A 23,544-nucleotide genomic window follows, 5' to 3' on the forward strand; every position below is an offset into this window, starting at 1 on the left:
ACGTTTTGCTGTGCGAGCACTGATAACTTTTGAAGCTCCGAAGTCCGAAGACTTCGTGCGTCCGCTACCCAGCGCCCACACTTATCGGTTGTTTGGTTGTTAAAGAACCCGCCCTTTCAGGCCACGCTACCGGCTTTGCCGTTTGCGTCGCTGCGTCAGCAGCAGAGAAACGAGATTATGCAGAACTTTCTTCGTTTCGTCAACTGGGTCAGCATCTTTTTTTGCCTCCGTTCGTCGCGCTAAACACCTCGCTCCGCACCACCCAATCGCCCCGCAACCCTGGCCAGCCCTGCTTTGCAGCGCCGCGTTGTGTTGCGAGGGGGCGAATATTACGGCAGCAAACTGCCCTTGGCAAGCGCTTTTTAAGAACGGTCCCACACCGCCCTGCCAGCCCACTTAGAATCTGCCCATGCAGGACATTTCCCCTCCCCCCTCTGATCGCCCGTCAGGAGAGACCCGCTTCGCCGATGCCCAGGCACTGGCGGCCGCGCTGTCGCGCCCCATCGTATTCGTGGATCTGGAAACCACTGGTGCCGATGCCCAGCACGACCGGATCACCGAGATCGGCGTTGTCGAAGTCGGTCCCGAAGGCATCCAGGAATGGGACACGCTACTTGATCCCGGCATCAGTATCCCCCCATTCATCCAGCGCCTGACGGGCATCACCGACGAGACCGTCCAAGGCCAGCCCACTTTTGCCTCGATCGCTGAAGCCCTTGCCGAGCGCCTGCAGGGCCGGCTTTTCGTCGCCCACAACGCGCGCTTCGACTACGGATTCCTGAAGAACGAGTTCCGCCGCGCCGGGCTGACCTTCCGCGCGGACGTGCTGTGCACGGTCAGGCTGTCACGCTCGCTGTTCCCTTCAGCGGCACGGCATGGCCTTGATGCGATCATCGCGCGGTTCGGCTTGCAGCCCCGAGCGCGCCACCGGGCACTGGCCGATGCCGAGTTGCTGTGGCAGTTCTGGCAGAAGATCCATGCGCTCTATTCTGTGGAACTGATCGATGCGGCAACGGGTGCCCTGGTCAAGCGTGCCAGCCTGCCTGCAGGCCTCGAAGAAACCGCGCTTGACGACGTGCCCGATACCGCCGGTGTCTATCTGTTCTACGGCGACAACGACGCCCCGCTCTATATAGGCAAGAGCGTGCATCTGCGACAACGGATCGGCGCACATTTTTCGGGCGACTACCGGCTAGGAAAGGACATGCGCCTGGCCCGCCTGGTGCGACGCGTGGAATGGCGTGAGACCGGCGGAGAGATCGGTGCCCTGCTGCTCGAGGCAAGCCTGGTAAAAGCCATGCAGCCGCTCCACAACCAGATGCTGCGCGGGAGCGCGCGGCTGTACACCTGGGAACTGCCGCCGGAACTCCCTGTGCCGCGCCTGCGCTCGGACGACGATACTGATTTCAGCCGGCGCGGCAATCTGTATGGCGCGTTCGCCAGCCGTGGCGCAGCGCAAGCGTGGCTGCGCCGGCTGGCCGATGAGCATCGGCTTTGCCAGGCGACCCTAGCCCTGGAAAAGACCGCGCGCGCGGGCAATCCCTGCTTCGCGCGGCAGCTCCACCGCTGCGAGGGCGCCTGTGTGGGCGAAGAGGCGTCGCCAAGCCACCGAGCGAGAATCGCGACGGCCATGGCGGAGGCGCAGCTCAAACGCTGGCCATTTGACGGTCCGGCCGCCTGGCCGGAAGTCTCGGGGACGCAAACCTGGTGGCATGTTGCGGAGGACTGGTGCTATCTGGGGTCGGCGCAGACGCTGGAAGACGTCACAACCCTGCTTGCCGCGCCGGCACGCTTCGACCTGGATACCTACCAGATCCTGGCTTCGCGGCTGGAGCAGTGGATGCCCCATGCCGTGCCGCTGACATCGACACGCAGCTTCGAGCTGGCCTTCTGCGAAGCACCTGCGGCTGACGACCGAAGCCCGCCGAACCTGCCACATGGGCACGGACGAAGCAAGGCGCCGGTGCGGCGGCAGCCGTCGCCTGGCTTGTTTGATGACTGATTGGCCGAAGTTCCCAGGCTTGGGTGCGCCACCACGCATAGCCGGCTTGCACCGGCCGGAGCGGCTCCGCTAGCCTTCACTGAGGGGCCTGGCGCCCTGATGTGCAGCCGCGGAGTCGCCCATGCCGGCCTCATGTTTCCTTGCTCTTGTCCGGCGCGCCCGCCGGGCTGCGATCGTTCGCAAAGCACCCGCAGCGGCGGCGGCGTTTGCCATGGCATTGACAGGTGCATGCGCCAGCATCGAAAGCAGCACGATGCAGGACCTGCTCGACTCGTGGAAGGGCGTACCGATCGACGATGCCAAGGCTCAGTGGGGACCGCCCCAGACTGTCCAGGCGGTCCCGGGCGGCACGGCGTACATCTGGCAAGACATTGTGCCGCAGCCTGTCAAGCCACCGACTACGGAAGCGCGCGATGCAGGCGTGGAAGCCCCGCGCCCGCCGGGCCGCTGCGAACGCCGCCTGGTAGCAGGGCCCGACGACGCTGTCATGTGGGGAGAATGGCGCGGCGACGCTTGCTGTGTCACCACGCTCGTCGGCTATTGCGCCGGGCTCAAGCACCGCACCCGCCAGTGAGAGGACCCACTTGCGCAAACCCGGGCGCCACCCGGCTCAGTCGATCTTGGCGCCCGACACCTTCACAGCCTGTCCCCAGCGCTTCTGCTCCGCCATGATCGTGGCCGTAAAGGCCTCGGGCGACTGCCAGGCAGGCTCGGCACCCTGCTGCTCCAGCTTGGCCTTCGTATCCGGATCGGACAATACCTTGTGCAAGGCGTCCGACAGGCGCGTCACGATTTCCTTGGGTGTGCCTGCGGGCGCCAGCATGCCGTAGAAGCCCACCACCTCGAACCCCTTCAGGCCGCCTTCCTCCATGGTCGGTACGTCAGGCAGCGCCGGCGAACGCTGCTTCGAGGTCACGGCCAGCGCCCGTACCTTGCCCGCCTTGATGTATTGCGTGAACAGCGGGATCGAATCGGCCATCATCTGCGCCTGCCCGCCCATCACGTCGGTCAGTGCCGGCGCACTGCCCTTGTACGGGATATGCACGATGAACGTGCCGGACGCCTGCTTGAACATTTCCGGCATCAGGTGAGAAATGCCGCCGTTGCCGCCCGAGGCAAAGTTCAGCTTGCCCGGATTGGCCTTGGCATAGGAAATGAATTCCTTGAGGTTGCGCGCCGGCACATTGTTGTTCACCACCATCACCAGCGGGATCAGTGCGGTGCGCGCCACGGGAGCGAAATCCTTCGGCATGCTGTATTGCAGCCGCGGATACAGCGAATTGTTGATCGCCATCTGCCCGGTGTTGGCCAGCAACAGGGTGTAGCCGTCCGGGGCCGACTTGGCGACGTTGTCCGACCCGATATTGCCTGCAGCGCCGGCCTTGTAGTCGAGCACGATCGTCTGCCCCAGCATCGGCTGCAGCTTTTCCGCAAGCAGACGCGCATGCGTGTCGACCGGACCGCCCGGAGGGAAGGCCACCACGAGCCGGATCGGTTTCTCAGGCCACGCCGCGTGCACTGTGCCGGCGGCAATGACCAGCGGCGCCGCTGCCAAGGCGATCAGCGCGCGCCGGATACGATTCGGACGGCATTGTGGCTCGTTCTTCGACGTCTTCATGTCTCGTTTCTCCTTGTCTGAGCCTGACCGCCCCCCTGAGCATGGGTGGGCATTCGACCATGGCCATCCGCTATTGTGACGTTTTTATGACATTTATGTGTCTTCCCGTATGTGTTGCCCTTTGCCGGGATTGCCGCAAAGGGCAATCTCCCGCCTTCAACACACACCGGGTCGGCGATATAGCCGTCGCCATGGCAAGTGACGCGGCAGGCCGAAATGCAAGGAACGCTTGACGTCCCGGCCACCGAGCCCGTATGGTTCAAAACCGAATCATAATTCGAATTATTCAAATACAAACTATGCGAGACATGACAACAGGAGACGCGTTTCCCACTTCCTCCTTCCCCCGCGTGGAGACCCCCTCGATCCTGCAGCCGCCGCGCCAGCGCCGCGCACGCGAGACCGAACAGGCACTGCTCAGCGCCGGCCGCGAACTGCTCGCGCAGCGTGACTTTGCAGCGGTATCCGTGGCGCAGATCGCCGCGGCGTGCCAGGTGTCCGTCGGTGCCTTCTATGGCCGCTTCCGCGACAAGATGGCCTACTTCGAGGCGCTGCGCACGCTGGTGATCGAAGAAACCGCCGAGTCGGTCGACCGCTACCTTGTGCAGCAGCGCTGGGAGGACACACCGACGCGCACAGTGCTGGAAAAGGCCATGCGCTTTGTGGTGCTCGGCGTCATTGCGAACCGTGGCGTCATTCGCGCTTCGCTCCGGCACGCCTCGACGCGGCCAGAGGAATGGCTGCCGCACCGCCAGAACGGTGATGCCGTGGTCGAACGCATGGTAGTGCTGCTGGTGCCCCGCCTCTCCCTGCCCGCCGCCGAAGCCGAACAGCGTGTGCGCTTTGCCATGCAGGCGGTGTTCAGCATGCTCGTCAACGCAGTGCTCAACGACACCGGGCCGTTTCATCTCGAAGACGCGCGACTCCCCGGCGAAATGAGCCGGATGCTCATGGGCTACCTGGGCGTGGAAGACACCCCAGCCTGACGATCCGGATGCGGATACGTACCGCCGGCCGCAGGTAATGCAGGCCGGCGATAGCCGCTATGAATTTGCCCGTGCCTTGCTTTGACGGCGCGTGCATGGCCTCTAAAATCCGCTGACACACTTGCCGGGCCGCAGGGCGCGTCGCGCCCTTCCAGGAATGGATCCGCGGCTTTGCGGCAAACCGAACCGAGACCATCCATGGCAACCCTTTTCCTTGTCCGACACGGACAGGCCTCGTTTGGCGCGGCCAACTATGACTGCCTCTCCGAGACAGGCCGGCAGCAGGCGCGCTGGCTGGGCGAGTATTTCCGCGATCGCGGCATCAGCCTGAAGCGCGTCGTCGCCGGCACGCTGGTGCGCCAGCAGGACACGGCTTCAGAGATTCTCTCCGCCATGGGTGTCGCCGCCTCCACCATTGAATCGCACCCCGGTCTCAATGAATACGATGGCGAAGCGCTCTACCGGTCCTACACGGGCGGCGCCGACCATCGCGCCCACCAGAACGGCGACTACAACGATTACTGGCGCACGTTCCGCGCTGCGTACCACGCCTGGACCCAGGACAGTCTGGCCGATATGCCGGAGTCGTGGACGGAGTTCGGTGCGCGCATTCATGGCGCACTGACGCATGCGTGCGAAGGTACCGCCCGTGAGGATGCCATCCTCGTGGTCAGTTCAGGCGGCGCTATTGGCCGCGCTGCCGCGGACTTGCTGGGCGCCCCCGCTCAGACGGCCATTGAACTGAACCTTCAGTTCCGCAATACCGGCTTCTGCGAAATCATCGTCGGCCGCGGCACGCGGCGCCTGCTGAGCTTCAACAGCGTGCCCCACCTGGAACTGCCGGATCGCCGTAGCGCGCAAACGTTCGCCTGAAAACCGGCGCATACGCCGCCAGTGGATGTTTGGATTGGATCCCGGGAATCCGGGTTGAGATCGGAGCGTGTCGCCGGCTGCTGGCGCGGGCACTTTGACATGCCCGCGCCGCCGGTCCTTCTCCCTTTACCCCTCTCTGCCGGCGTTCTTGCAACGCCAGCCTGAACAGTAGCGTTGCCACTTGCCGTGGTCAGCGCCGTCCGGCGACTGGCGCAGGCACTTTGACATGCCTGCGCCGCCGGTACTGCTCCCTTTACCTCTTTTGCTCCGCCGTGGTCGCGGATGCCGGTTGCCCGGCGCGAATTACAACCGTTCGATGATGGTGACGTTGGCCAGCCCACCGCCTTCGCACATGGTCTGCAATCCATAACGCTTGCCATGTGTATGCAGGCTGTGGATCAGCGTGGTCATCAGCTTCGCGCCCGAGCCGCCCAGCGGGTGGCCCAGCGCGATCGCGCCGCCGTGGATGTTGAGGCGTTCCGGATCGGCACCGGTGGCCTTCAGCCACGCGAGCGGCACCGGCGCGAAGGCCTCGTTCACCTCGAACAGGTCGATGTCGTTGATGCTCATGCCCGCCTTCTTCAGCGCATGCTGCGTGGCCGGCAGCGGTGCTTCGAGCATGATCACCGGATCGTGGCCGATCACGGTCATGTGGTGCACGCGCGCCAGCGGCTTGACGCCAAGTTTCTTCAGGCCCGCTTCGTTGACGACCATCAGGCCTGCGGCGCCGTCGCAGATCTGGCTGGCAGTGGCAGCGGTCACGCGGCCACCCTCGGCGATCAGCTTGACGCTGCCGATCGATTCCAGCGTGGCGTCTGCGCGAATGCCTTCATCGGCGGTATGCATCTCGCCATTGCGGGTGCCGTCGGCCAGACGGACTTCCACCGGCACGATCTCGGCATTGAAACGGCCTGCACGGGTCGCCGCGACAGCACGCTGGTGGCTCTGCAGCGCATAGCGGTCCAGATCCTCTCGCGAGAAGCCGTAGTTGCGCGCGATCATCTCGGCGCCAGTGAACTGACTGAACTGCACGCCCGGGTAACGCTGCTCGACGTTCGGGCTCTTCGGCACGCCGAAGCCATTCTTGGCCGGCAGTTGCGACGACAGCCCCATCGGCACGCGCGTCATGCTTTCCACACCGGCGGCGATGACAATGTCCATGGCGCCCGACATCACGGCCTGCGCAGCAAAGTGCAGCGCCTGCTGCGACGAACCGCACTGGCGGTCGACCGAGGTGCCCGGCACGCTTTCGGGCAGGCGCGACGCCAGGATGGCGTTGCGCGCCACGTTGCCGGCCTGCTCGCCGACCTGGCTCACGCAACCCATGATCACGTCTTCGATCAGCGCGGGATCGGCACCGGTGCGATCGAGCAGGGCGTTCAGCACCTCTGCCGCCAGATCAGCCGGATGCCAGCCGGCCAGCTTGCCGCCCTTGCGTCCGCCTGCGGTACGTACCGCGCCAACGATGTATGCCTCTGCCATGTGATCTCCTTGAACGGTGCCGGCGACAAGGGCCAGCCATAAAACGTGGATGCACGTATTCTGCTGAGGCGGAACGGCGCGCGCGTCGTCGAAAGCGACGAAACGCGCGCCCGGCTCAGGTGCGCGGCCCGAGCACCGCAAAAATCGCGGTCGCGCGCAGCAGGCAGCGCTCGCCGCTCATCACGCGGCAGGTGCCGTAGCGCAAGCGCGAGCCGAGCTTGTCGAACTCCACGCGCGCCTCCAGCCAGTCGCCGACGCGTGCGGCATCCAGGTAGTCGAGGCTCAGGTTGACCGTGACGGCGTTGTTCTTCCGTTCGGTCTCGATCTGCATCATCATGCCGATCGCCGTGTCGGCCAGCGTCGCGAGCATGCCGCCGTGCGGTATGCCGAGGTTGTTCAGGTGATGTTCGCCAACGCGCACCGCCAGGGTACGCTGCGGCACATTCACATAAAGCTGGCCAAAGTGTCCCATGTAGCCGTCGAGCTGGCGCAGGGCCACGAAGCCTTCAGGCACGGCCTCGGTGGGGGCGCCGGCCATCACATCCTCGCCGGTCGCCATGGCAGCAATATCCGCTTCCGCCATGGCTTCAGCCGAAATAGCGCGTGGCGGCGCCGAGTTGTTCGCGACACTCCGCCACCATGCGCGCGACCAGCTCTTCGCAACTCGGCACATCGTCGATCAGGCCCACGCACTGGCCCGCGCTGACGATGCCGCCATCGGGCTCGCCGGATGCCAGTGCCGCCTTGCCACGCTGGCCCGTGACCAGGTGCCGCACTTCCTCGAACTGTGCACCGCCCGGGCGGCGTTCGATGCTGACCACCTCGTCGGACACCGCGTTCTTCAGCACGCGCGCGGTGTTGTGCATGGTGCGGAAGATCAGGTTGGTATCGCGCTCGCTGGCGGCAACCAGCGCCTGCTTGATGTTGTCGTGGATCGGCGCTTCCTGCGTGGCGCAGAAGCGCGTGCCCATGTTCACGCCCTCGGCACCCAGCACCAGTGCCGCTGCCATACCGCGGCCGTCGGCAATGCCGCCCGAGGCAATGACAGGAATCTTCAGCTTGCGTGCCGCCAGCGGAATCAGCACCATGCCCGGAACGTCGTCCTCGCCCGGGTGGCCCGCGCACTCGAAGCCATCGATCGACACGGCGTCCACACCCAGCCGCTCGGCCGACAGCGCATGGCGGATCGCCACGCACTTGTGGATCACCTTCATGCCGGCGGCCTTGGCGCGCGCAATGTGCTCCTTGGGATTGTTGCCGGCGGTTTCCAGCACCTTGACGCCGCTTTCGATGATCACGTCGAGGTAGCGCGCGTACGGCGGCGGATTGATCGAGGGCAGCAGCGTGAGGTTGACGCCGAACGGACGGTCCGTCATCTCGCGGCAGCGACGGATTTCTTCGGCCAGTGCCTCCGGCGTCGGCTGCGTCAGCGCGGTCAGGATACCCAGGCCGCCCGCATTGGAGACAGCGGCTGCCATCTCGGCGTAACCAACCCATTGCATGCCGCCCTGGATGATCGGGTAACGGATACCCAGCATTTCGGTGATACGTGTCTTCATGGTTGTCCTTGTTTTCAGCCGCGCGCCTTGCCGCCTTGGGCAGGCTGCGCCACGCAGTGGCAGTCTAAGATGTCGCCGTGCGCGCCAGCTTCGTCGGAAGCGACGATTGCGGGAGACGCATTCTGCACTAGTGTGGACCGAATCACCCCGCCCGCCCGACTACCATGACCCAATCGAACCCCACCTTCGAGACCTTGCGCTATGCCGTGGAAGACGGCGTCGCAACCATCACACTGCACCGGCCCGAGCAGCTCAACGCGTTCACGGGCCAGATGATGCAGGACCTGATCGCCGCCTTTGATGCCACCGATGCCGACGACAATGTGCGCGCGGTCATCGTCACCGGATCCGGCCGCGCCTTCTGCGCCGGCGCGGACCTGTCAGCCGGCGGCGCCACCTTCGATTTCGAGAAGCGCTATGGCGCGAAGCCCGAAGCGGCCCACCGCGACGGCGGCGGCCGGGTGTCGCTGCGCATCTTCCGCAGCCTGAAACCGGTGATTGCGGCCGTGAATGGCGCCGCAGTCGGCGTCGGCGTGACCATGCAACTGCCCATGGACATCCGACTGGCGTCCACCGACGCCAAGTTCGGTTTCGTGTTCGCGCGGCGCGGCATCACGCCCGAAGCCGCGTCGTCGTGGTTCCTGTCGCGCGTCGTGGGAATCTCGACTGCGCTCGAATGGTGCTACACGGGCCGTGTGTTCTCGGCGCAGGAAGCGCTCGAGCGTGGCCTGGTGCGCTCGCTCCACGCGCCCGAGGACCTCCTGCCCGCCGCGCGCGCGATTGCACGGGAAATCGCCGACAACGCTGCGCCTGTCTCCGTCGCCATCTCGCGCCAGTTGATCTGGCGCATGGCCGGTGCCAGCCACCCGATGGAGGCACACAAGCTCGACAGCCGCGCGATCCAGTCGCGCGGCCGCTCTGCCGACGTCAAGGAAGGCGTCAGCGCCTTCCTGGAAAAGCGCCCTGCCGCTTTCCCTGAACGCGTGTCGCAAGACATGCCGGACTTCTTCGACTGGGGCGGCGAGCCGCCGTTCGCCTGAGCAGGAGCCGACATGAAAGTCAGTCAAGCGGTCGACACCCGCAAATCCGTGCGCGGCTTCTTGCCCAAACCCATCGATCCCGACACCATCCGCCGCGTGCTCGCCGCCGCTGCACGCGCGCCTTCTGGCGGCAACCTCCAGCCATGGCATATCCATGTGGTCGGCGGCGAAGCGATGGATCGGCTCATGGGCATCATGCGCCAGCGCGTGGCGGAAGCGCCAGGCGGCGAAGAGCGCGAGTACGACATCTATCCGCGCGAACTCGTGTCGCCTTACCGCGACCGGCGTTTCGAAGTCGGCGAAGCGCTGTACCACAGTCTGGGCATCCCGCGTGAAGACAAGCAGCGCCGCCTCGCCCAGTTCGCCAACAACTTCGCGTTCTTCGGCGCGCCGCTGGCACTGTTCTGCAGCGTTGACCGCCGCATGGGCCCGCCCCAATGGTCGGACCTGGGCATGTACCTGCAGACCGTGATGCTGCTGCTGCGCGAAGAAGGTCTCGACAGTTGCGCGCAGGAATGCTGGGCGATCTATCCGCAGACCATTGGCGATTTCCTGTCGCTGCCGCCGGAGCGGATGCTCTTTACCGGCATGGCGATCGGATACGAGGATCCCGAAGCCCCCGCCAACCAGCTTCGCGCACCGCGCGCGCCGCTGGAAGCGTTCACCGAATTCATGGGCATCTGAACAATGGCGCGCCGCCCTGGCGCGCCTTCACAACAAGCCGAGTTGCCGCGCGATGGCCACCGCCTGCGTGCGGTTGCTCGCATGCAGTTTGGCGCTGATATTGCGCAGGTGCGTGCGTACGGTGGTTTCCGAGACAAACAACCGCTGCGCCATGGCCACGTTGGAAAAGCCTTCGGCCAGCAGTTGCAGTACCTTCTGCTCCTTGGGCGTCAGCGGTTCCACGAGCGGCGCCGGCGCGGCCTGGCCTGACGGCGCCGCGTCCGGCCCCTGACCGCAGGCGTCAAGCAGCCGCTCCACGTACGCCGACGGCAGGTTGCCCCCCTGCCTTGTGCAGGCTTGCGCCACCAGGCGGCGCACCTCGTCGCCCTCATCGGCAAAGATGCGGATAAATCCTTCGGCCGCACCGAAGCGCAATGCCTCGGCCATGACCACGAGCGCCTGCGCGCCATCTCCCGTACGCTGATACGCCTGCGCCAGCAGGATGCGCAGCTTGAGCGCGCGCCGCATAAGCTGGTTGGACACGGCTGCCGCCAGTTCGCGCTCCACCGCCTCGCGCACCTGCGCGGTGGGCTCGACATGCAAGGCCAGCCGCAGACGCCCAACGGTGATGTCTTCGACATCGCTCGCAAAAGAGCTGACGCCAGGCCGCGTGCGCCACAGCGCGGGATCGCCCGCGCGCTGCAAGGCCTCTTCTGCGGCATGCCGATTGCCCTGGCGCAAGGCCAGCCGCGCGCGCTCGAGCATAGCGGACATGACGAGCCGGGTCAGGCCGCGGTGGTGGCCGAGATGCTCGAGCGCGGCCAGCCATTCGTGGGCCTGATCGACTTCGCCGCGCTCGAACGCAATGCGCGCCAGCACGAGATGCCCGGTGATGATCTGGTCGGCCAGCCCAAGGTCGCGCGACAGCGGCAGGTACACATTGAGCAGCCGGCCCGAGCGGTCCGAATCGCCGGTTTCGTACAGCCCTTCGGCCAGCAGGATGCACGCCATGGCATTGCCATTGGTCGGACCGAAACGGTTCGGCAGCATGGTGCGCGCGGCAATGCGGAAGCGCCCCAGCGCTTGCTGCAGCCGTCCCTGGCGAAGGTCGATCAGCCCTTCGACCGATTCGGAGAATATCTTGTTGAAGTTGCTGTCCGACCCGCGCACAGCCTGGCGCGCCACGGCGAGCAGACGGCGCGCTTCGACATAGTCGCCGCTGACCGCGGCGAGCCGCGCCATCGAAGTGGCGAGGATCGCGTCGGGAAAGGCGTAGCCCATCGGCAAGGGCGGCAGTTCATTGCGGGCAAACGCGCGCGCTTCATCGAAGCGGTCCATCATGTTGAGCAGCATGTGCCGCAGCGCGCGCACATGCGCGAGCAGCTCGCCCGTCGCATCATCGGTGGACGAGGCCTGCAGCAGCGCGATGGCCTCGGCAGGGCCGCGCGTGAACGACACCGCCCACGCACGCGCGATCTGCAGCTTCGGCCAGCGCGCCAGCTCAGCCGGCGGCACCATCTCCAGCCAGCGCGTGAGCAGCCGCATGCGGCCTTGCGCCAGCAGGCCGGCCGCGGCGCTGTCGAGCAGTTGCAGTGCGTAATCCACGGCACCCGCTGCAATCGCATGCTCGATGGCCGGCACCGGACGGCCCTGGCCTTCGTACCAGCGCGACGCCGCCATGTGGAGTTCGGCCACGGCCTGCGGCATGGTCTGCGTCAGTTGCCCGCGCAGGAAGCTCGAAAACAGGCTGTGATAGCGATACCACTGCTGTGGCTGCTCGCCGGTGCCGCGCTCGCCGTAACGCTCGCTCTCGAGCGGCAGCAGGAACAGATTGGCGCGCTCGAGCCACGCCAGGATATCGGCACTGTTGCCGGCCGGCGCGTCGCCATCGGCCGCGGCAGGCGGCTGCGGTCCGCACTGGTACAGCGCGTCGCACAGCGGCCCGCACAACTGGTCCAGGATTGACGTGCGCAGCAGGAAATCGCGCACGGGCTCGGGCAGATGGTGAAAGACGTCTTCGACCAGGTAGTCGGCGATGGCCGCGTTCGAGCCCGAGAATCCGGCGATGAACGTCTCCGGCTGGGCACGCCGCTCCATGGAAACCGAAGCCAGCCAAAGCGCAGTGGGCCACCCTTCTGTGCGACGGTGCAGCGCGCTGATGGCAGCCTGCTCGAGCTTCAGGCCGCGTGCGTGGCGCAGGAACGATTCGGTTTCGCTGGCGCTGAAGCGCAGCTGCGCGGGTTCGATCTCGAGCAATTCGCCGCGTGCACGCAGGCGTCCGAGGCCAGTTTCCGGCACCCAGCGCGTGCCAACCACCGCGCGTGCGCCCGGCGGCAGGCTCTCGACGAGTTGCCAGACCAGCCCGACGACAGCCGGGTTCTGCAGCGCCTCGAAGTCGTCGAGGAACAGCGTGAAGGCGCCATGGTGCCGGGCCACGCGGTCCATCAGTGCGAGCGCCTGCTCGCCGGCATCGGTACCCGCATGGTCGGAAGGACGCTTGGGAGCCCCCTCCAAAACCGGGGAAAGCGCCACTTCGAGGGAACCGAGGAAACGCGTGGCGTCATTGTCAGCGCGGTCCAGCGTCAGCCAGACCGTCGGTACGCCCGCCGCTTCGAGCCGGGCCCGGCATTGCAGCATGGTCGTGGTCTTGCCGAAGCCTGCTGGCGCGCGCACCAGCACGAGCCGCACGAAACCGGCCGCGCAGATGGTGTCGCAGATGGCCGACCGCTCCACCTGGTAGGGGGTCAGCAGGGGCGGCCGCAGCTTCGCCGCCAGGGCGCCAGTGCCCGTGCCCGGCATCGCGCGCCGGGCAGTCTCCTCGTTGCTCGCCATTGGCAAATTGTGCTCCGCATCCGGGTCCGCCTTGCCCTGCGCCGCGATGCGCGCCGGCATGACGGCGCGGCCGTGCCTGTGAATGAACAGGGAATTATGGCGTAAACCGACGTTCGCGTCGGCAAGCGTGCTGCGGCAGCGCCGCCGGGATATCAGACCAGCTTGCTGGCGTGGCCCGCCCAGTAGCGGTCGCGCAGCACGCGCTTGAGCAGCTTGCCGGTCGGCAGGCGCGGCAGCTCGGCTTCGAAATCCACGGTGCGCGGACACTTGATGCCGGACAGGTTCTCGCGGCAGAACGCGATCAGCTCCTCGGCCAGTGCCGGTCCCGCGTCCGCCATGCTGGCCGGCTGCACCACGGCCTTGACCTCCTCTCCGAAATCCTCGTTCGGCACGCCGATCACGGCCACGTCCATGACCTTCGGGTGGGTCATCAGCAGGTTCTCGGCCTCCTGCGGGTAGATGTTCACGCCGCCCGAGATGATCATGTTGGCCTTGCGGTCGGTCAGGTAGAGGTAGCCGTCATCGTCGACGTAACCGATATCGCCGATGGTGCTCCAGTCCGCATGTTCGGGATGGCGCGACTCCGCGGTCTTGGCCGGGTCGTTGTGGTAGACGAACTGGCGCCCTTCGGCAAAGTAGATGGTGCCTGGCTGACCGGCAGGCATCGGCGCGCCGTCGGCGTCGCAGATGCGCAGCTTGCCGATCATGGCGCGCCCCACCGTGCCCTTGCGCTCCACCCACTCTCGCGAACTGACCACCGTCACGCCATTGCCCTCGGTGCCGGCGTAGTACTCCCACACCACGGGCCCCCACCAATCGATCATTTCCTCCTTGACCTGAACCGGGCACGGCGCCGCCGCATGGATGGCCACCTGCAGCGACGACACGTCATAGCCGCCGCGGGTCTCGGCCGGCAGTTTGAGCATGCGCGAGAACATGGTCGGCACCACCTGCGTATGCGTGATCCGGTGTTCCTGCACGAGCCGCAGGAACTCCTCGGCGTCGAAGTGTTCCATCACGATCGACGTGCCGCCCAGCGCCTGCACCGACATGTTGTAGCGCAGCGGCGCGGCGTGGTACAGCGGCGCCGGCGACAGGTAGCGCATGTCCGGCCCGAAGCCATACAGCTTCTGGCACAGCGCGGTCAGCGAGGTGGGCGTGTCGATCTGCGGGCTGGCGGGCGGCGCATAGACGCCCTTGGGGCGTCCGGTCGTGCCTGACGAATACAGCATGTCGCCGCCCGTGGTTTCACCCTCGATGCGCCAGGCCGGATATTGCGCGAGCGTGGTCTCGTAAGGCGTGTAGCCGGGCAAGGTGCCGTTGAGCATCAGATAGCCCTTCAGACCCGGCACCTGCTCCGCCAAGGCCGCCGCAATGTCCGCTTGCGCGCGCGACGTGATGAGCATCTGCGCGCCGCTGTCCCGGACGATGTAGGCGGCGTCGGCCACGTTCAGGCGCGTGCTCAGGCAGATAAACGTAATGCCGCTGCGTTGCGCGCCCCAGCACAGCTCGAACAGCCGTGGATGGTTCTCGATCAGGAACGCCACGCGGTCGCCGGCCTGCAGGCCGTGGTCGCGATAGAGACGGGCCACCTGGTTGGAGCGCTCATCCAGTTCGCGGTAGGTCACCACGGTACCGTCGCCCATGATGACGGCCGGCTTGTCTGGGGTGCGCTGCGCGTGGACGTACGGGTGCATGGCGTGGTCTCCTGTTGTTCGAATGGATGCCGCCGCGTGCGGGCGGTCGGGCTGGGTGCATTCTGGTAACCACCGCGAGACTCGGACATCGTCGGAAACGACGAAGGTCCCTATCCGGTTATGCCGCAGTGCGGCAAGCACCGCCGCACCGATGCTCGTCGGATTCGACGATGCGCCCGCGTCAGGCTTGCCCCGAAGATGGCCGGCGCAGCACGTCCCGGGCCAACGCGCCCTTCCCATTCCGTGCATTCCCTTGCAGAAAGGAGCCGAGGTGGATTTCCAGTTCAGCGAAGAACAATCGATGCTGCGCGACACGCTCGCGCGGTACCTGGCCGACCACTATGACTTCGAAGCGCGCCGCGCCGCCGAGCGTTCGGATGCCGGGTGGCGCCCCGGCTGCTGGCGAGCGTTCGCGCGCGAACTCGGCATGCTTGGCGCGGGATTTCCGGAGGCGCTGGGCGGCCTTGGCGGCGGCGCACCCGAACACTTGATCGTCATGGAACAATTCGGCCGGCACCTTGTGCTCGAACCGTACCTGTCGACGGTCGTACTTGGCGGCGGCGCGCTGGTGCATGGCAGCAAGGCGCTGGCAGAGCAGTGGGTACCGGCCATCATCGGTGGAGAAGCCATCGTCGGATGGGCTCATGCCGAACCGGCCAGCCGCTATTGCCGGCACGACGTACAGGCCAGCGCCACGCGCGACAGCCGCGGTTATGTCCTGAGCGGCCACAAATCCGTGGTTGCGGGCGCGCCCTTCGCCACGCATTTCGTCGTCAGTGCCCGTACCAGCGGCAAGCGGCGCGACACCGACGGCGTCACGCTGTACTGGGTGCCGCGCGACACGCCGGGCGTGACGCTGCGCGAGTACCCGACCATCGACGGCAACCGCGCCGCCGAAGTGCTGTTCGACCAGGCCCGGGTCCCGGCCAGCCATGTGATCGGCACAGAAGGACAAGCACTGCCGCTGATCGAGCAGCTCAGCGATGCCGCGCTCGTGGGCCTGAGCGCGGAAGCCAACGGTGCCATGGCGCGCATGCTCGCGGACACGATCGACTATGCGCGCCAGCGCAAGCAGTTCGGCGTGGCCATTGGCAGCTTCCAGGTCCTCCAGCACCGCATGGCCGATATGGCGATGCAGCTCGAGCAATCCGTGGCGCTGACGCAGGTCGCGGCGATGCAGGCCACGGCGCCGGAGCGCGAGCGAGCGCTGGCTGCTTGCGCGGCCAAGGCGCAGGCGGGCCAGGCCGGCCGCTTCATCGGCCAGGCTGCGGTGCAGATCCACGGCGGCATGGGCGTGACCGATGAGCTCGCGGTGGGGCACTACTTCAAGCGCGTGACGGCCATCGACCTGCAGTTCGGCTCGGCCGAACACCACCTGGGCCGCTACGCCGACCTGCTCTATCCGGCCGCAGCCTGACGCTGCGCCGCACGACACCTAGCATCCTTCAGAGAGGCCCCCGATGCATCTCGAATTCTCCGAGCAAGACCTGCAGTTCCGCAACGAAGTGCGCGCCTGGATTGACGAGGCGTTCGACGCCGAACTACGCACCATGATGGCGCAATCCAAGAATGGCTACCTGGACAAGGCCGGACAGGTACGCTGGCAGAAAGCGCTGCATGCGCGCGGCTGGGCCGCGCCGAACTGGCCCGAAGCCTATGGCGGCCCGGGCTGGACGCCCACGCAGCGCCACATTTTCCAGTCCGAGCTCGCCGCGGCCGGCTGCCCGCCGGTGTCGCCGATGGGCCTGAAAATGGTGGCGCCCGTGATCATGAAGTACGGCACCGACGCGCAGAAGGCGCGGTTCCTGCCGCCGATCCTCAAATCGGATGTCTGGTGGTGCCAGGGCTATTCGGAGCCCAATTCGGGTTCCGACCTGGCGTCGCTGCAGCTGCGTGCCGACCTGTCCACGGACGGCGAGGGCCCGCACTACGTGCTCAACGGCTCCAAGATCTGGACCACGCATGCGCAGTGGGCCGACTGGATGTTCTGCCTGGTGCGCACCAGCCGTGATGCGCGCCGCCAGGAAGGTATCTCGTTCGTGCTCGTGGACATGCGCACGCCCGGCATCACGGTTGCGCCGCTGCCCACGCTCGACGGTCCCGTCCCGGGTCAGCAGGAAGTCAACCAGGTGTTCTTCGACAATGTGCGCGTCCCGGTGGAGAACCGCATTGGCGAGGAAGGCATGGGCTGGACGTATGCCAAGTACCTGCTTGAATTCGAGCGCGGCGGCACCTACGGCCCGACGTTGAGCAAACAGCTCGCGAAGGTGGCGGCCATCGCCGCCGACCAGTCCGGCGATGACGGCAGGACGTTGCTTGAAGATGCGGGCTTCCGCCGCAAGCTGGCCCAGCTCCATCTGCGCGCAGCGGGGCTGCAGGCCGTGGAGCTGAAGCTGTTCAGCGGTGTGGAATCCGGCAAGTCGATCGGCGCCGCGTCGAGCATGCTCAAGCTGCTCGGAACGGAGGCCATGCAGGCCATCAGCGAACTGGCGGTGGAAGCTGCCGGACCTGCAGCGCTGCCGTTCGTCCAGGACACCTGGGCCGAAGTCCAGGGGCGCGAAGCCCCTTCGCGCGTCGGGCCGGACTACGCCGCCGTGCTGGCGCCGCGCTATTTCAACTACCGCAAGGCATCGATCTACGGTGGGTCCAACGAGATCCAGCGCAATATCATTGCCAAGCTGATGCTCGGCCTGTAGCGCGGCACGACACCGGTCGATAGGGCACTTGTTTGGCGCCATGACCGGGAATTTGGGGAAGGAATGCGGGAAAGAGACTAAAGGAAAAGGCAGACAGAAGCCCGCTGAAAGCGGGCTTCTGCTCATGCTACGGGCCTGATCAACTACGCATTGCGCGGACACCCCGCCATCATCGCAATACTCCCTCCGTCCTCCGGACGCTGCCCGTCCGCCGCAGCCTTGCACCGCGACTTCAGCACTTCCGGCCTTCAATGCGCGGGCTTGCTTGCCCCGTCTGCCCGGCCGGTCGTCACTGCAGGGCGAATTCTGCGTGAAACGGCACTTCGCGGAAAGAGTAAAACTACTCAACCTTGCACGCTGGCACGGCCGCATAGGTTTTTGCGGACCTAACTCATTTGAGGTGTTCTGCACGCCCAGCCTTGCGCCGCCGCGCCCGGATTGCGGATCATCACTGCCGCTGTCTCTTGCGAACGATTTCGATTTGCAGCGGCATCGCACGTACACTCCGCGCCTCTTTCTGCATTCGCGCCAGCCCCGTCGGGCAAGGCGCCACAGAACGCGCGATTTTTTTGTAACGGCGGGCTTCCGGCAGCACTGGCCGGCCTGTCCAGTGATTGCCCCAGCGCGGGAAGTACAGCAAAATTTCTGGCTTTCCCGGATATCGGCAGGACAGCGTCGCCGTTTGAACCTGCCTGCTGTCTTGTGCCCGGCCCAGTGCGGGGCCTGGCAGTCCGGACCCGACCAGTGGTATGGCATCAGCAGAAGGAGTAAGTACCCGTGTCGGGTAACCCATCCATCGTCTACGTTCTTGATGACGACGAGATCGTCTTGTGGCTCTATCGGGAACTGCTTCAGCACCACGGCGTGGTCCTGAGGCCGTTTACGTCGCCGCGGGCGTTTCTCGACAGCTACGCACCCAGTCCGTGCGAATGCCTGGTCTGCGACCTGCGCATGCCGGAACTCTGCGGCCTTGGCGTTCAGAACGAACTGCTTTCCACCGGCGACTGCCTGCCCATCATCTTCGTGTCCGGGCACGCGGAAGTGTCCTCGGTGGTGGAAGCGATGCGCGTGGGCGCGTTCGACTTTCTGGAAAAGCCTGTGGACGGCGAACGCCTGGTGCAGACCGTTCAGGCCGCCCTGGAGCACAGCCGCGGCTTGCATGCCCGGCGGCTGGCCATGAGCGAGCGCCGCAAGCGGCTGGCCACGCTCACGCCGAAAGAGCGCGAGATTGCCGAACACGTCGCCAGCGGCAAGTCCAGCCGCCAGATCTCCGAAGCGCTGAACATCAGCGTGCGCACGGTGGAGAACCATCGCGCCCGCGTGACCGAAAAACTCTGCATCACGTCCGTGGCCGAACTCGTGCGGCTGCTGTACGACCTGCCTGATCCTGGCGTCTGAGACGCCGCCCCTCATTCCATGCGTTTGCGAAGCCTGTGGCCTGGCGTGGGCCGCATTTTCACGTCCGAAGGCCGTACGGCCGTTGCGGTAACGGCCGCCGCCATTTTCCTGCTGCTGTTGCTGAGCGCCCGCGTGCTCGGCACGCTGCACAACGAACAGCGGCGACAAGTCGAGGAAGACACGCGCGCCAGGCTGAGCACCGTACTGCGCATGATCGACATGCTGCAGGCAGACGCCGAAACCCGCATCCGTACGATCGCCGAGAACCCGCAGCAGATCGCGCTGGCCAGGCAACTCGCAGCCACTCCCGACGATGCGGCGTTGCGCGCCGCATATAACGACTGGATCACACCGTTGTTCCAAAGCCGCGGATTCGAAGGCTACACGCTGCTGACCCCCGGCCGTACCGTCGTCGCGACCACGAACCGGTACTACGTTGGCCGGCGCGCTGACAACATCCCTGCGCTGACCGAAGCGCTGGACCGCGTCATGTCCACCCCGGTCGCCACGACGCGGCCCATCATCGCCGACGTGCCGATTCGCGTGGGCAGCGCCGAGATGCCGCCCGGCACGCTCTACCAGCTCATCTGCACGCGAATCGGCCAGGGGCCGGAAACCATTGGCTTGCTGTGCCTGCGGCTCGATTCCGAACAGCGGCTCTTCTCCGTCCTGCGCTCGGTATGGAGCGGCAAAACCGGCAAGGCTTATGTCATCGACCCGGACGGCCGGATCCTGTCACCGCTGCCCAATGAACAAGGCAGGCTCCCGGAAACGCCGCCGGCACGCATTCCGCCGCAAGCCGCCGAAGGCAGCGGGGGCGCGCTGACGGCAATGGCCGCTACGCTGCTCGCCAGACAGCCGGACGATACCGGCCTGCTCGAGAACTACCTCGACTTCCATGGCCGGCGCGTGATCGGCATTGGCCATTGGCGTCCGGAGTCCGGCATGGGCGTTGTGGTCGAGCGGGACGTCGACGAGGTGTACCAGACCTACAACGTCGCGCAGAAGGCCATTACCAGCCTGGCTATCTTCGCCACCTGCCTGCTCATGGCGATGACCGCACTGCACTGGCGCAGCCGCCGGGCCGAGCGCGAGCACGAAGAGCGCTGGCGCGCCTTCCGCCAGAATGTGCCGGCCGGTCTCGCTTTCATGACACCCACCGGCACGCTGGTCATGGCCAACCGCGCCTATTGCGAGATTACGGGCACGGAACTGGCCAGCGTGCTTGGCCGCAATGCGTGGGCGGAGCAGCCCAATGTGCGGGTTGCCGAGATCTGCCAGCGTGTCCATGAAGCGGTCTTGCGCACCGGCCAGGCGCAGAGCGAAGTGCAGGCGCTGGAAGTCGCGCCGGGCGTGCGGCGCATCTACCGCCTCGGCAAGTTTCCCGTGCGCAGCCGGGACGAGACGCGAACCATCGGCGTGGGTCTGGTCATTACCGACATCACGGAGCAGGAAACCACGCGCGAAGCGCTCGAGCAGCTGACCAGCACGCTGGAACTCAGGGTTGCCGAACGCACGCGCCAGCTAGACCAGGCACGCGAATCCGCCGAAGCCGCCGCGCGCGCCAAGGCCCAGTTCCTGGCCAATATGAGCCATGAGATCCGCACTCCGCTCAACGGCATCATCGGCATGAGCCATCTCGCAGCCAGGGAACGCAACCATCACAAGCTGAGGCACTATCTCGCGCGCATTAGCGGGTCTTGCCAGAACCTGCTGCGCATCGTCAACGATATCCTGGACTTCTCGCGCGCGGAGGCCGGCAAACTGGCCATCGCGCCAGCGCCGTTCGAGCTCCCGGTGCTGCTTGACCACGTTATCGGGCTGGTCCGCGAACAGGCACGCAAGGATGCGGTCGCGCTCGACACCGAACTCGATCCGGCCATGCCGCGCTACCTCGTCGGAGACGCGCTGCGGATCGGCCAGATCCTGATCAACCTGCTCGGCAATGCGCTCAAATTCACGGAGCGCGGCCACGTCACGCTGCGCGTGCATTGCCTTCGCGAGCAGAACGGCACGGCCACCGTGCGCTTCGAGGTGGAAGACACCGGCATCGGCATCGCGCCGGACGCGCTTCCCACGCTGTTCCAGCCGTTCGAACAGGTCGATGGCTCCGCCGCGCGCCGCTTCGCGGGCACCGGCCTGGGCCTGGCGATCAGCCGGCATATTGCCGACCTGATGCGTGGGCGCATGACCGTGCGCAGCCAGCCCGGCGTGGGCAGCGTATTCGCGCTGGAACTGACGCTGCCCGTCGACACAGCGCAGCCACAGGACAGCGGCACGCTTCATGATGCCCACGCGGCCAGCCCCGGGGCCGACCTTGCCGAAGGCACGCTGCGCGGCCGTTCGGTCCTGGTGGTCGAAGACAACCCGGTCAACCAGGAGGTGGCCAAGGCCATCCTGGAAGACGCAGGCATGCACGTCACCGTGGCCGGGGACGCCCCGCATGCCCTGCACTTGCTGGATGCCGTCGATGTCGACATCGTGCTGATGGATGTGCAGATGCCGTTCCTCGATGGGCTGGAAGCTACACAGCGTATTCGTCGTCATCCGCGGCATGCCAGCCTGCCTGTGGTGGCCCTGACCGCGAGCGCGCTGGAAGCCGACCGACAGCGCTGCCTGGACGCCGGCATGGATGAATACGTTTCCAAGCCGATCGAGCCTGCCGTGCTGTACCGGACCCTCGCTCGCGTGCTGGCCGCGAGGCCGGCGCCCTTCGCCGATAGCATGCCCGGTACATCCGACGGCGACGAGACCGTGGCAGCGCTGCGTACCGTGCCCGGGCTGGACGTGGACGGCGGCATCCGCCGCCTCGCCGGGCGGGCGCAACTCTATGCCGCGCTCGTCCAGCGCGTCGCCACCGAGCGTGCCGACTTTCCCCAACGCCTGCGACACGCGCTTGGCGACCAGGACCTTGCTGCGGCGGGCCAGCTTGCCCATGCCATGTGCGGCATTTTGGGAACTCTTGGCGCGGGCGACCTGACCGACATGCTCCGGCAGCTTGAACGGCAGTGCGCGCACGGCACCGTCGACGCGGCCCTGGCGCACAGGATCGAACAACGCTCCACAACACTCCTGGCCGCCATGACGGCGGTATCGGCTACACCAGTCACAGACTGAGGCGCCCCCCGGGCGCCTCATGCATCTCACCGTTTTCCCCCGGCTCAAATCGAATTCCGACACTGCTTGACGCCCGGCTTTTCTCGCGCATAAACTTTTATGAACGATACGTTCAATTTTGAACACAAAGCCACCAACCGCTGATGCAAGGAATCGGCGGATGGCGCCCCCACCCACTGGCAGAAAGCAGGCAGACAACATGACTTCACTGAAGATCGGCATCAACGGCGCTGGTATCGGCGGCCTCGCGGCGGCAATCGCGCTGCGCAAGCTCGGCATGGATGTGACCGTGTACGAACAGGCCGCGCGATTTGCGCGCGTCGGCGCCGACATCAACCTGACTCCGAACGCCGTGCGCGCGCTCGATGGCCTCGGTGTCGGCGAGGCGTTGCGCGAAACCGCGGCACGGCCGACCCATCGCATCAGCCGCACCTGGGATACCGGCGAGGAAACGTCGCGCCTGCCCATGTCGGACGAAGCCGAACAGCGTTACGGCGCGCCGCAGCTGACCATGCACCGCGCCGACCTGATGACCGCGCTCGAAGGCGCCCTGCCCGCTGCCAACGTCAAGCTCGGCCACAAGGCCGTGGCGATCGAGCGCAATGACGGCGGCATCACCGTGCGCTTTGCCGACGGCGGCGAAGACAAGGTCGATGTGCTGGTCGGCGCGGACGGCATCCACTCGATGATCCGTACGGCGCTGTTCGGCCAGGAAAGCCCGATCTTCACCGGCGTCGTCGCATACCGCGCCGTGGTACCCGCAGAGCGTCTGGCCGGCGTGCCCAATCTCAATGCCTTCACCAAGTGGTGGGGCACGGACCCGACTTCGCAGATCGTCACGTTCCCGCTCAATCGCGGGCGCGATATCTTCATCTTCGCGACGGTGGCGCAAGAAAGCTGGCGCAACGAGTCGTGGACCACGCCGGGCCGCGTGGAAGACTTGCGGAGCGCTTATGCGAGATTCCACCCCGAGGCACGCGCGCTGCTCGATGCCTGCGACGACGTGCTGATCTCCGCGCTGTACGTGCGCGATCCGCTGCCGGCGTGGTCGGACGGCCATGTCACGCTGATGGGCGATGCCTGCCATCCGATGATGCCGTTCATGGCACAGGGCGCAGGTATGGCGATCGAAGATGGTGTGGTGCTTGCGCGCTGCCTGGCCGATGCGGCGCAGGACGACTACGCAGCGGTGCCTGCGGCGCTGGCCCGTTACCAGCGCGCACGCCATGAACGCACGAGCCGCATCCAGATCGGCTCGCGCAGCAATGCGTGGCTCAAGGAAGGCGGCAATGCGGACTGGGTGTACGATTACGACGCTTGGAGCGTTGCGCTGGGTTGATTCCCTGTCCACAAGCTGAACAGCCTGATGTCGCCAGTGCCGAAGTCCACGACAAAACTCGAAGGCCAGGCTGTTTGCTCCCCTCTCCCGCTTGCGGGAGAGGGGCTGGGGGAGAGGGTAGGCGTCTGGCAAGAATCGCGACGCCTCACTCCGTGGGGACTCTTGCCCTCTCCCCCGCCCCTCTCCCATAAATGGGAGAGGGGAGACAACATTCGCGGTGTTCAACGTTGTCAGTTGTTTCA

Annotated in this window: 17 protein-coding genes; 11 read left to right on the top strand and 6 right to left on the bottom strand. The window is 66.1% G+C overall.

The genetic code is table 11. The annotated features are described in order from the left end of the window. Positions 1 to 409 precede the first annotated feature (409 nt). Both KHO41_RS36570 and KHO41_RS36575 read left to right on the top strand, forming a co-directional pair. Complete coding sequence (locus tag KHO41_RS36570) at positions 410 to 2,002, top strand: 3'-5' exonuclease family protein (protein ID WP_211958112.1); 1,593 nt, start codon at positions 410 to 412, stop codon at positions 2,000 to 2,002. A gap of 211 nt (positions 2,003 to 2,213) precedes the next feature. After that, positions 2,214 to 2,576: a hypothetical protein gene (locus KHO41_RS36575; RefSeq protein WP_342344496.1), complete on the top strand. Its 363-nt coding sequence runs from the start codon at positions 2,214 to 2,216 to the stop codon at positions 2,574 to 2,576. 36 nt (positions 2,577 to 2,612) lie between these two features. Here the strand turns inward: KHO41_RS36575 and KHO41_RS36580 are convergent, their stop codons facing one another. After that, positions 2,613 to 3,620 carry a Bug family tripartite tricarboxylate transporter substrate binding protein gene (locus KHO41_RS36580; protein ID WP_211958114.1) on the bottom strand — a complete coding sequence of 336 codons (1,008 nt, stop codon included), beginning with the start codon at positions 3,618 to 3,620 and terminating at the stop codon, positions 2,613 to 2,615. A 299-nt stretch (positions 3,621 to 3,919) separates the two neighbouring features. On the opposite strand from KHO41_RS36580, the gene KHO41_RS36585 reads away from it, so the two are divergent. After that, a complete protein-coding gene (locus KHO41_RS36585) occupies positions 3,920 to 4,606 on the top strand; it encodes a TetR/AcrR family transcriptional regulator (RefSeq protein WP_376989949.1) in 687 nt (228 codons plus the stop codon). A 198-nt stretch (positions 4,607 to 4,804) separates the two neighbouring features. Next, positions 4,805 to 5,479, top strand: coding sequence for a histidine phosphatase family protein (locus KHO41_RS36590; RefSeq protein WP_211958116.1), 675 nt, complete (start codon positions 4,805 to 4,807; stop codon positions 5,477 to 5,479). Positions 5,480 to 5,782: 303 nt separating this feature from the next. On the opposite strand, the gene KHO41_RS36595 is transcribed toward KHO41_RS36590, so the two are convergent. The 3 genes from KHO41_RS36595 to KHO41_RS36605 form a co-directional block, all read right to left on the bottom strand. Further along, positions 5,783 to 6,961 (bottom strand): acetyl-CoA C-acetyltransferase, encoded by a 1,179-nt coding sequence (locus KHO41_RS36595; RefSeq protein WP_211958117.1) that lies wholly within the window; start codon positions 6,959 to 6,961, stop codon positions 5,783 to 5,785. 115 nt (positions 6,962 to 7,076) lie between these two features. Continuing rightward, positions 7,077 to 7,544 (bottom strand): PaaI family thioesterase, encoded by a 468-nt coding sequence (locus tag KHO41_RS36600; protein ID WP_211958118.1) that lies wholly within the window; start codon positions 7,542 to 7,544, stop codon positions 7,077 to 7,079. A gap of 4 nt (positions 7,545 to 7,548) precedes the next feature. Beyond that, a complete protein-coding gene (locus KHO41_RS36605; RefSeq protein ID WP_342344498.1) occupies positions 7,549 to 8,538 on the bottom strand; it encodes an NAD(P)H-dependent flavin oxidoreductase in 990 nt (329 codons plus the stop codon). A gap of 146 nt (positions 8,539 to 8,684) precedes the next feature. Between KHO41_RS36605 and KHO41_RS36610 the strand changes: the two genes are divergently transcribed. Next, positions 8,685 to 9,560 carry a crotonase/enoyl-CoA hydratase family protein gene (locus KHO41_RS36610; protein ID WP_211958120.1) on the top strand — a complete coding sequence of 292 codons (876 nt, stop codon included), beginning with the start codon at positions 8,685 to 8,687 and terminating at the stop codon, positions 9,558 to 9,560. A gap of 12 nt (positions 9,561 to 9,572) precedes the next feature. After that, entirely contained in the window at positions 9,573 to 10,244 is a 672-nt protein-coding gene (locus KHO41_RS36615; RefSeq protein ID WP_211958121.1) for a nitroreductase, read from the top strand. Positions 10,245 to 10,271: 27 nt separating this feature from the next. Here KHO41_RS36615 and KHO41_RS36620 read toward each other — a convergent pair whose 3' ends face one another. Both KHO41_RS36620 and KHO41_RS36625 read right to left on the bottom strand, forming a co-directional pair. After that, positions 10,272 to 13,055 (bottom strand): LuxR C-terminal-related transcriptional regulator, encoded by a 2,784-nt coding sequence (locus KHO41_RS36620; RefSeq protein ID WP_211958138.1) that lies wholly within the window; start codon positions 13,053 to 13,055, stop codon positions 10,272 to 10,274. Positions 13,056 to 13,207: 152 nt separating this feature from the next. Next, on the bottom strand, positions 13,208 to 14,752 hold the full coding sequence (locus KHO41_RS36625) for an AMP-binding protein (RefSeq protein WP_211958122.1): 1,545 nt from the start codon (positions 14,750 to 14,752) through the stop codon (positions 13,208 to 13,210). A 271-nt stretch (positions 14,753 to 15,023) separates the two neighbouring features. On the opposite strand from KHO41_RS36625, the gene KHO41_RS36630 reads away from it, so the two are divergent. The 5 genes from KHO41_RS36630 (at position 15,024) to KHO41_RS36650 (ending at position 23,302) form a co-directional block, all read left to right on the top strand. Further along, positions 15,024 to 16,169 carry an acyl-CoA dehydrogenase family protein gene (locus tag KHO41_RS36630; protein ID WP_211958123.1) on the top strand — a complete coding sequence of 382 codons (1,146 nt, stop codon included), beginning with the start codon at positions 15,024 to 15,026 and terminating at the stop codon, positions 16,167 to 16,169. A gap of 43 nt (positions 16,170 to 16,212) precedes the next feature. Continuing rightward, complete coding sequence (locus tag KHO41_RS36635; RefSeq protein ID WP_211958124.1) at positions 16,213 to 17,448, top strand: acyl-CoA dehydrogenase family protein; 1,236 nt, start codon at positions 16,213 to 16,215, stop codon at positions 17,446 to 17,448. A gap of 777 nt (positions 17,449 to 18,225) precedes the next feature. Continuing rightward, positions 18,226 to 18,846: a response regulator transcription factor gene (locus KHO41_RS36640; RefSeq protein WP_211958125.1), complete on the top strand. Its 621-nt coding sequence runs from the start codon at positions 18,226 to 18,228 to the stop codon at positions 18,844 to 18,846. Positions 18,847 to 18,864: 18 nt separating this feature from the next. Next, a complete protein-coding gene (locus tag KHO41_RS36645; RefSeq protein WP_211958126.1) occupies positions 18,865 to 21,963 on the top strand; it encodes a hybrid sensor histidine kinase/response regulator in 3,099 nt (1,032 codons plus the stop codon). Between the two features lie 199 nt (positions 21,964 to 22,162). Next, complete coding sequence (locus KHO41_RS36650; protein WP_211958127.1) at positions 22,163 to 23,302, top strand: FAD-dependent monooxygenase; 1,140 nt, start codon at positions 22,163 to 22,165, stop codon at positions 23,300 to 23,302. Positions 23,303 to 23,544: the final 242 nt, after the last annotated feature.

It is taken from the genome of Cupriavidus numazuensis, assembly GCF_905397435.1.
GTDB classification, from domain to species: Bacteria; Pseudomonadota; Gammaproteobacteria; order Burkholderiales; family Burkholderiaceae; genus Cupriavidus; species Cupriavidus numazuensis.

What these genes read in the sequence shown, in the direction of transcription:
- KHO41_RS36615 (WP_211958121.1), top strand. Translation starts at nt 9,573, where the DNA reads ATGAAAGTCAGTCAAGCGGTCGACACCCGCAAATCCGTGCGCGGCTTC.
- KHO41_RS36650 (WP_211958127.1), top strand. Translation starts at nt 22,163, where the DNA reads ATGACTTCACTGAAGATCGGCATCAACGGCGCTGGTATCGGCGGCCTC.
- KHO41_RS36610 (WP_211958120.1), top strand. Translation starts at nt 8,685, where the DNA reads ATGACCCAATCGAACCCCACCTTCGAGACCTTGCGCTATGCCGTGGAA.
- KHO41_RS36590 (WP_211958116.1), top strand. Translation starts at nt 4,805, where the DNA reads ATGGCAACCCTTTTCCTTGTCCGACACGGACAGGCCTCGTTTGGCGCG.
- KHO41_RS36595 (WP_211958117.1), bottom strand. Translation starts at nt 6,961, where the DNA reads ATGGCAGAGGCATACATCGTTGGCGCGGTACGTACCGCAGGCGGACGC.
- KHO41_RS36600 (WP_211958118.1), bottom strand. Translation starts at nt 7,544, where the DNA reads ATGGCGGAAGCGGATATTGCTGCCATGGCGACCGGCGAGGATGTGATG.
- KHO41_RS36585 (WP_376989949.1), top strand. Translation starts at nt 3,920, where the DNA reads ATGCGAGACATGACAACAGGAGACGCGTTTCCCACTTCCTCCTTCCCC.
- KHO41_RS36635 (WP_211958124.1), top strand. Translation starts at nt 16,213, where the DNA reads ATGCATCTCGAATTCTCCGAGCAAGACCTGCAGTTCCGCAACGAAGTG.
- KHO41_RS36575 (WP_342344496.1), top strand. Translation starts at nt 2,214, where the DNA reads ATGGCATTGACAGGTGCATGCGCCAGCATCGAAAGCAGCACGATGCAG.
- KHO41_RS36645 (WP_211958126.1), top strand. Translation starts at nt 18,865, where the DNA reads ATGCGTTTGCGAAGCCTGTGGCCTGGCGTGGGCCGCATTTTCACGTCC.
- KHO41_RS36570 (WP_211958112.1), top strand. Translation starts at nt 410, where the DNA reads ATGCAGGACATTTCCCCTCCCCCCTCTGATCGCCCGTCAGGAGAGACC.
- KHO41_RS36620 (WP_211958138.1), bottom strand. Translation starts at nt 13,055, where the DNA reads ATGGCGAGCAACGAGGAGACTGCCCGGCGCGCGATGCCGGGCACGGGC.
- KHO41_RS36580 (WP_211958114.1), bottom strand. Translation starts at nt 3,620, where the DNA reads ATGAAGACGTCGAAGAACGAGCCACAATGCCGTCCGAATCGTATCCGG.
- KHO41_RS36625 (WP_211958122.1), bottom strand. Translation starts at nt 14,752, where the DNA reads ATGCACCCGTACGTCCACGCGCAGCGCACCCCAGACAAGCCGGCCGTC.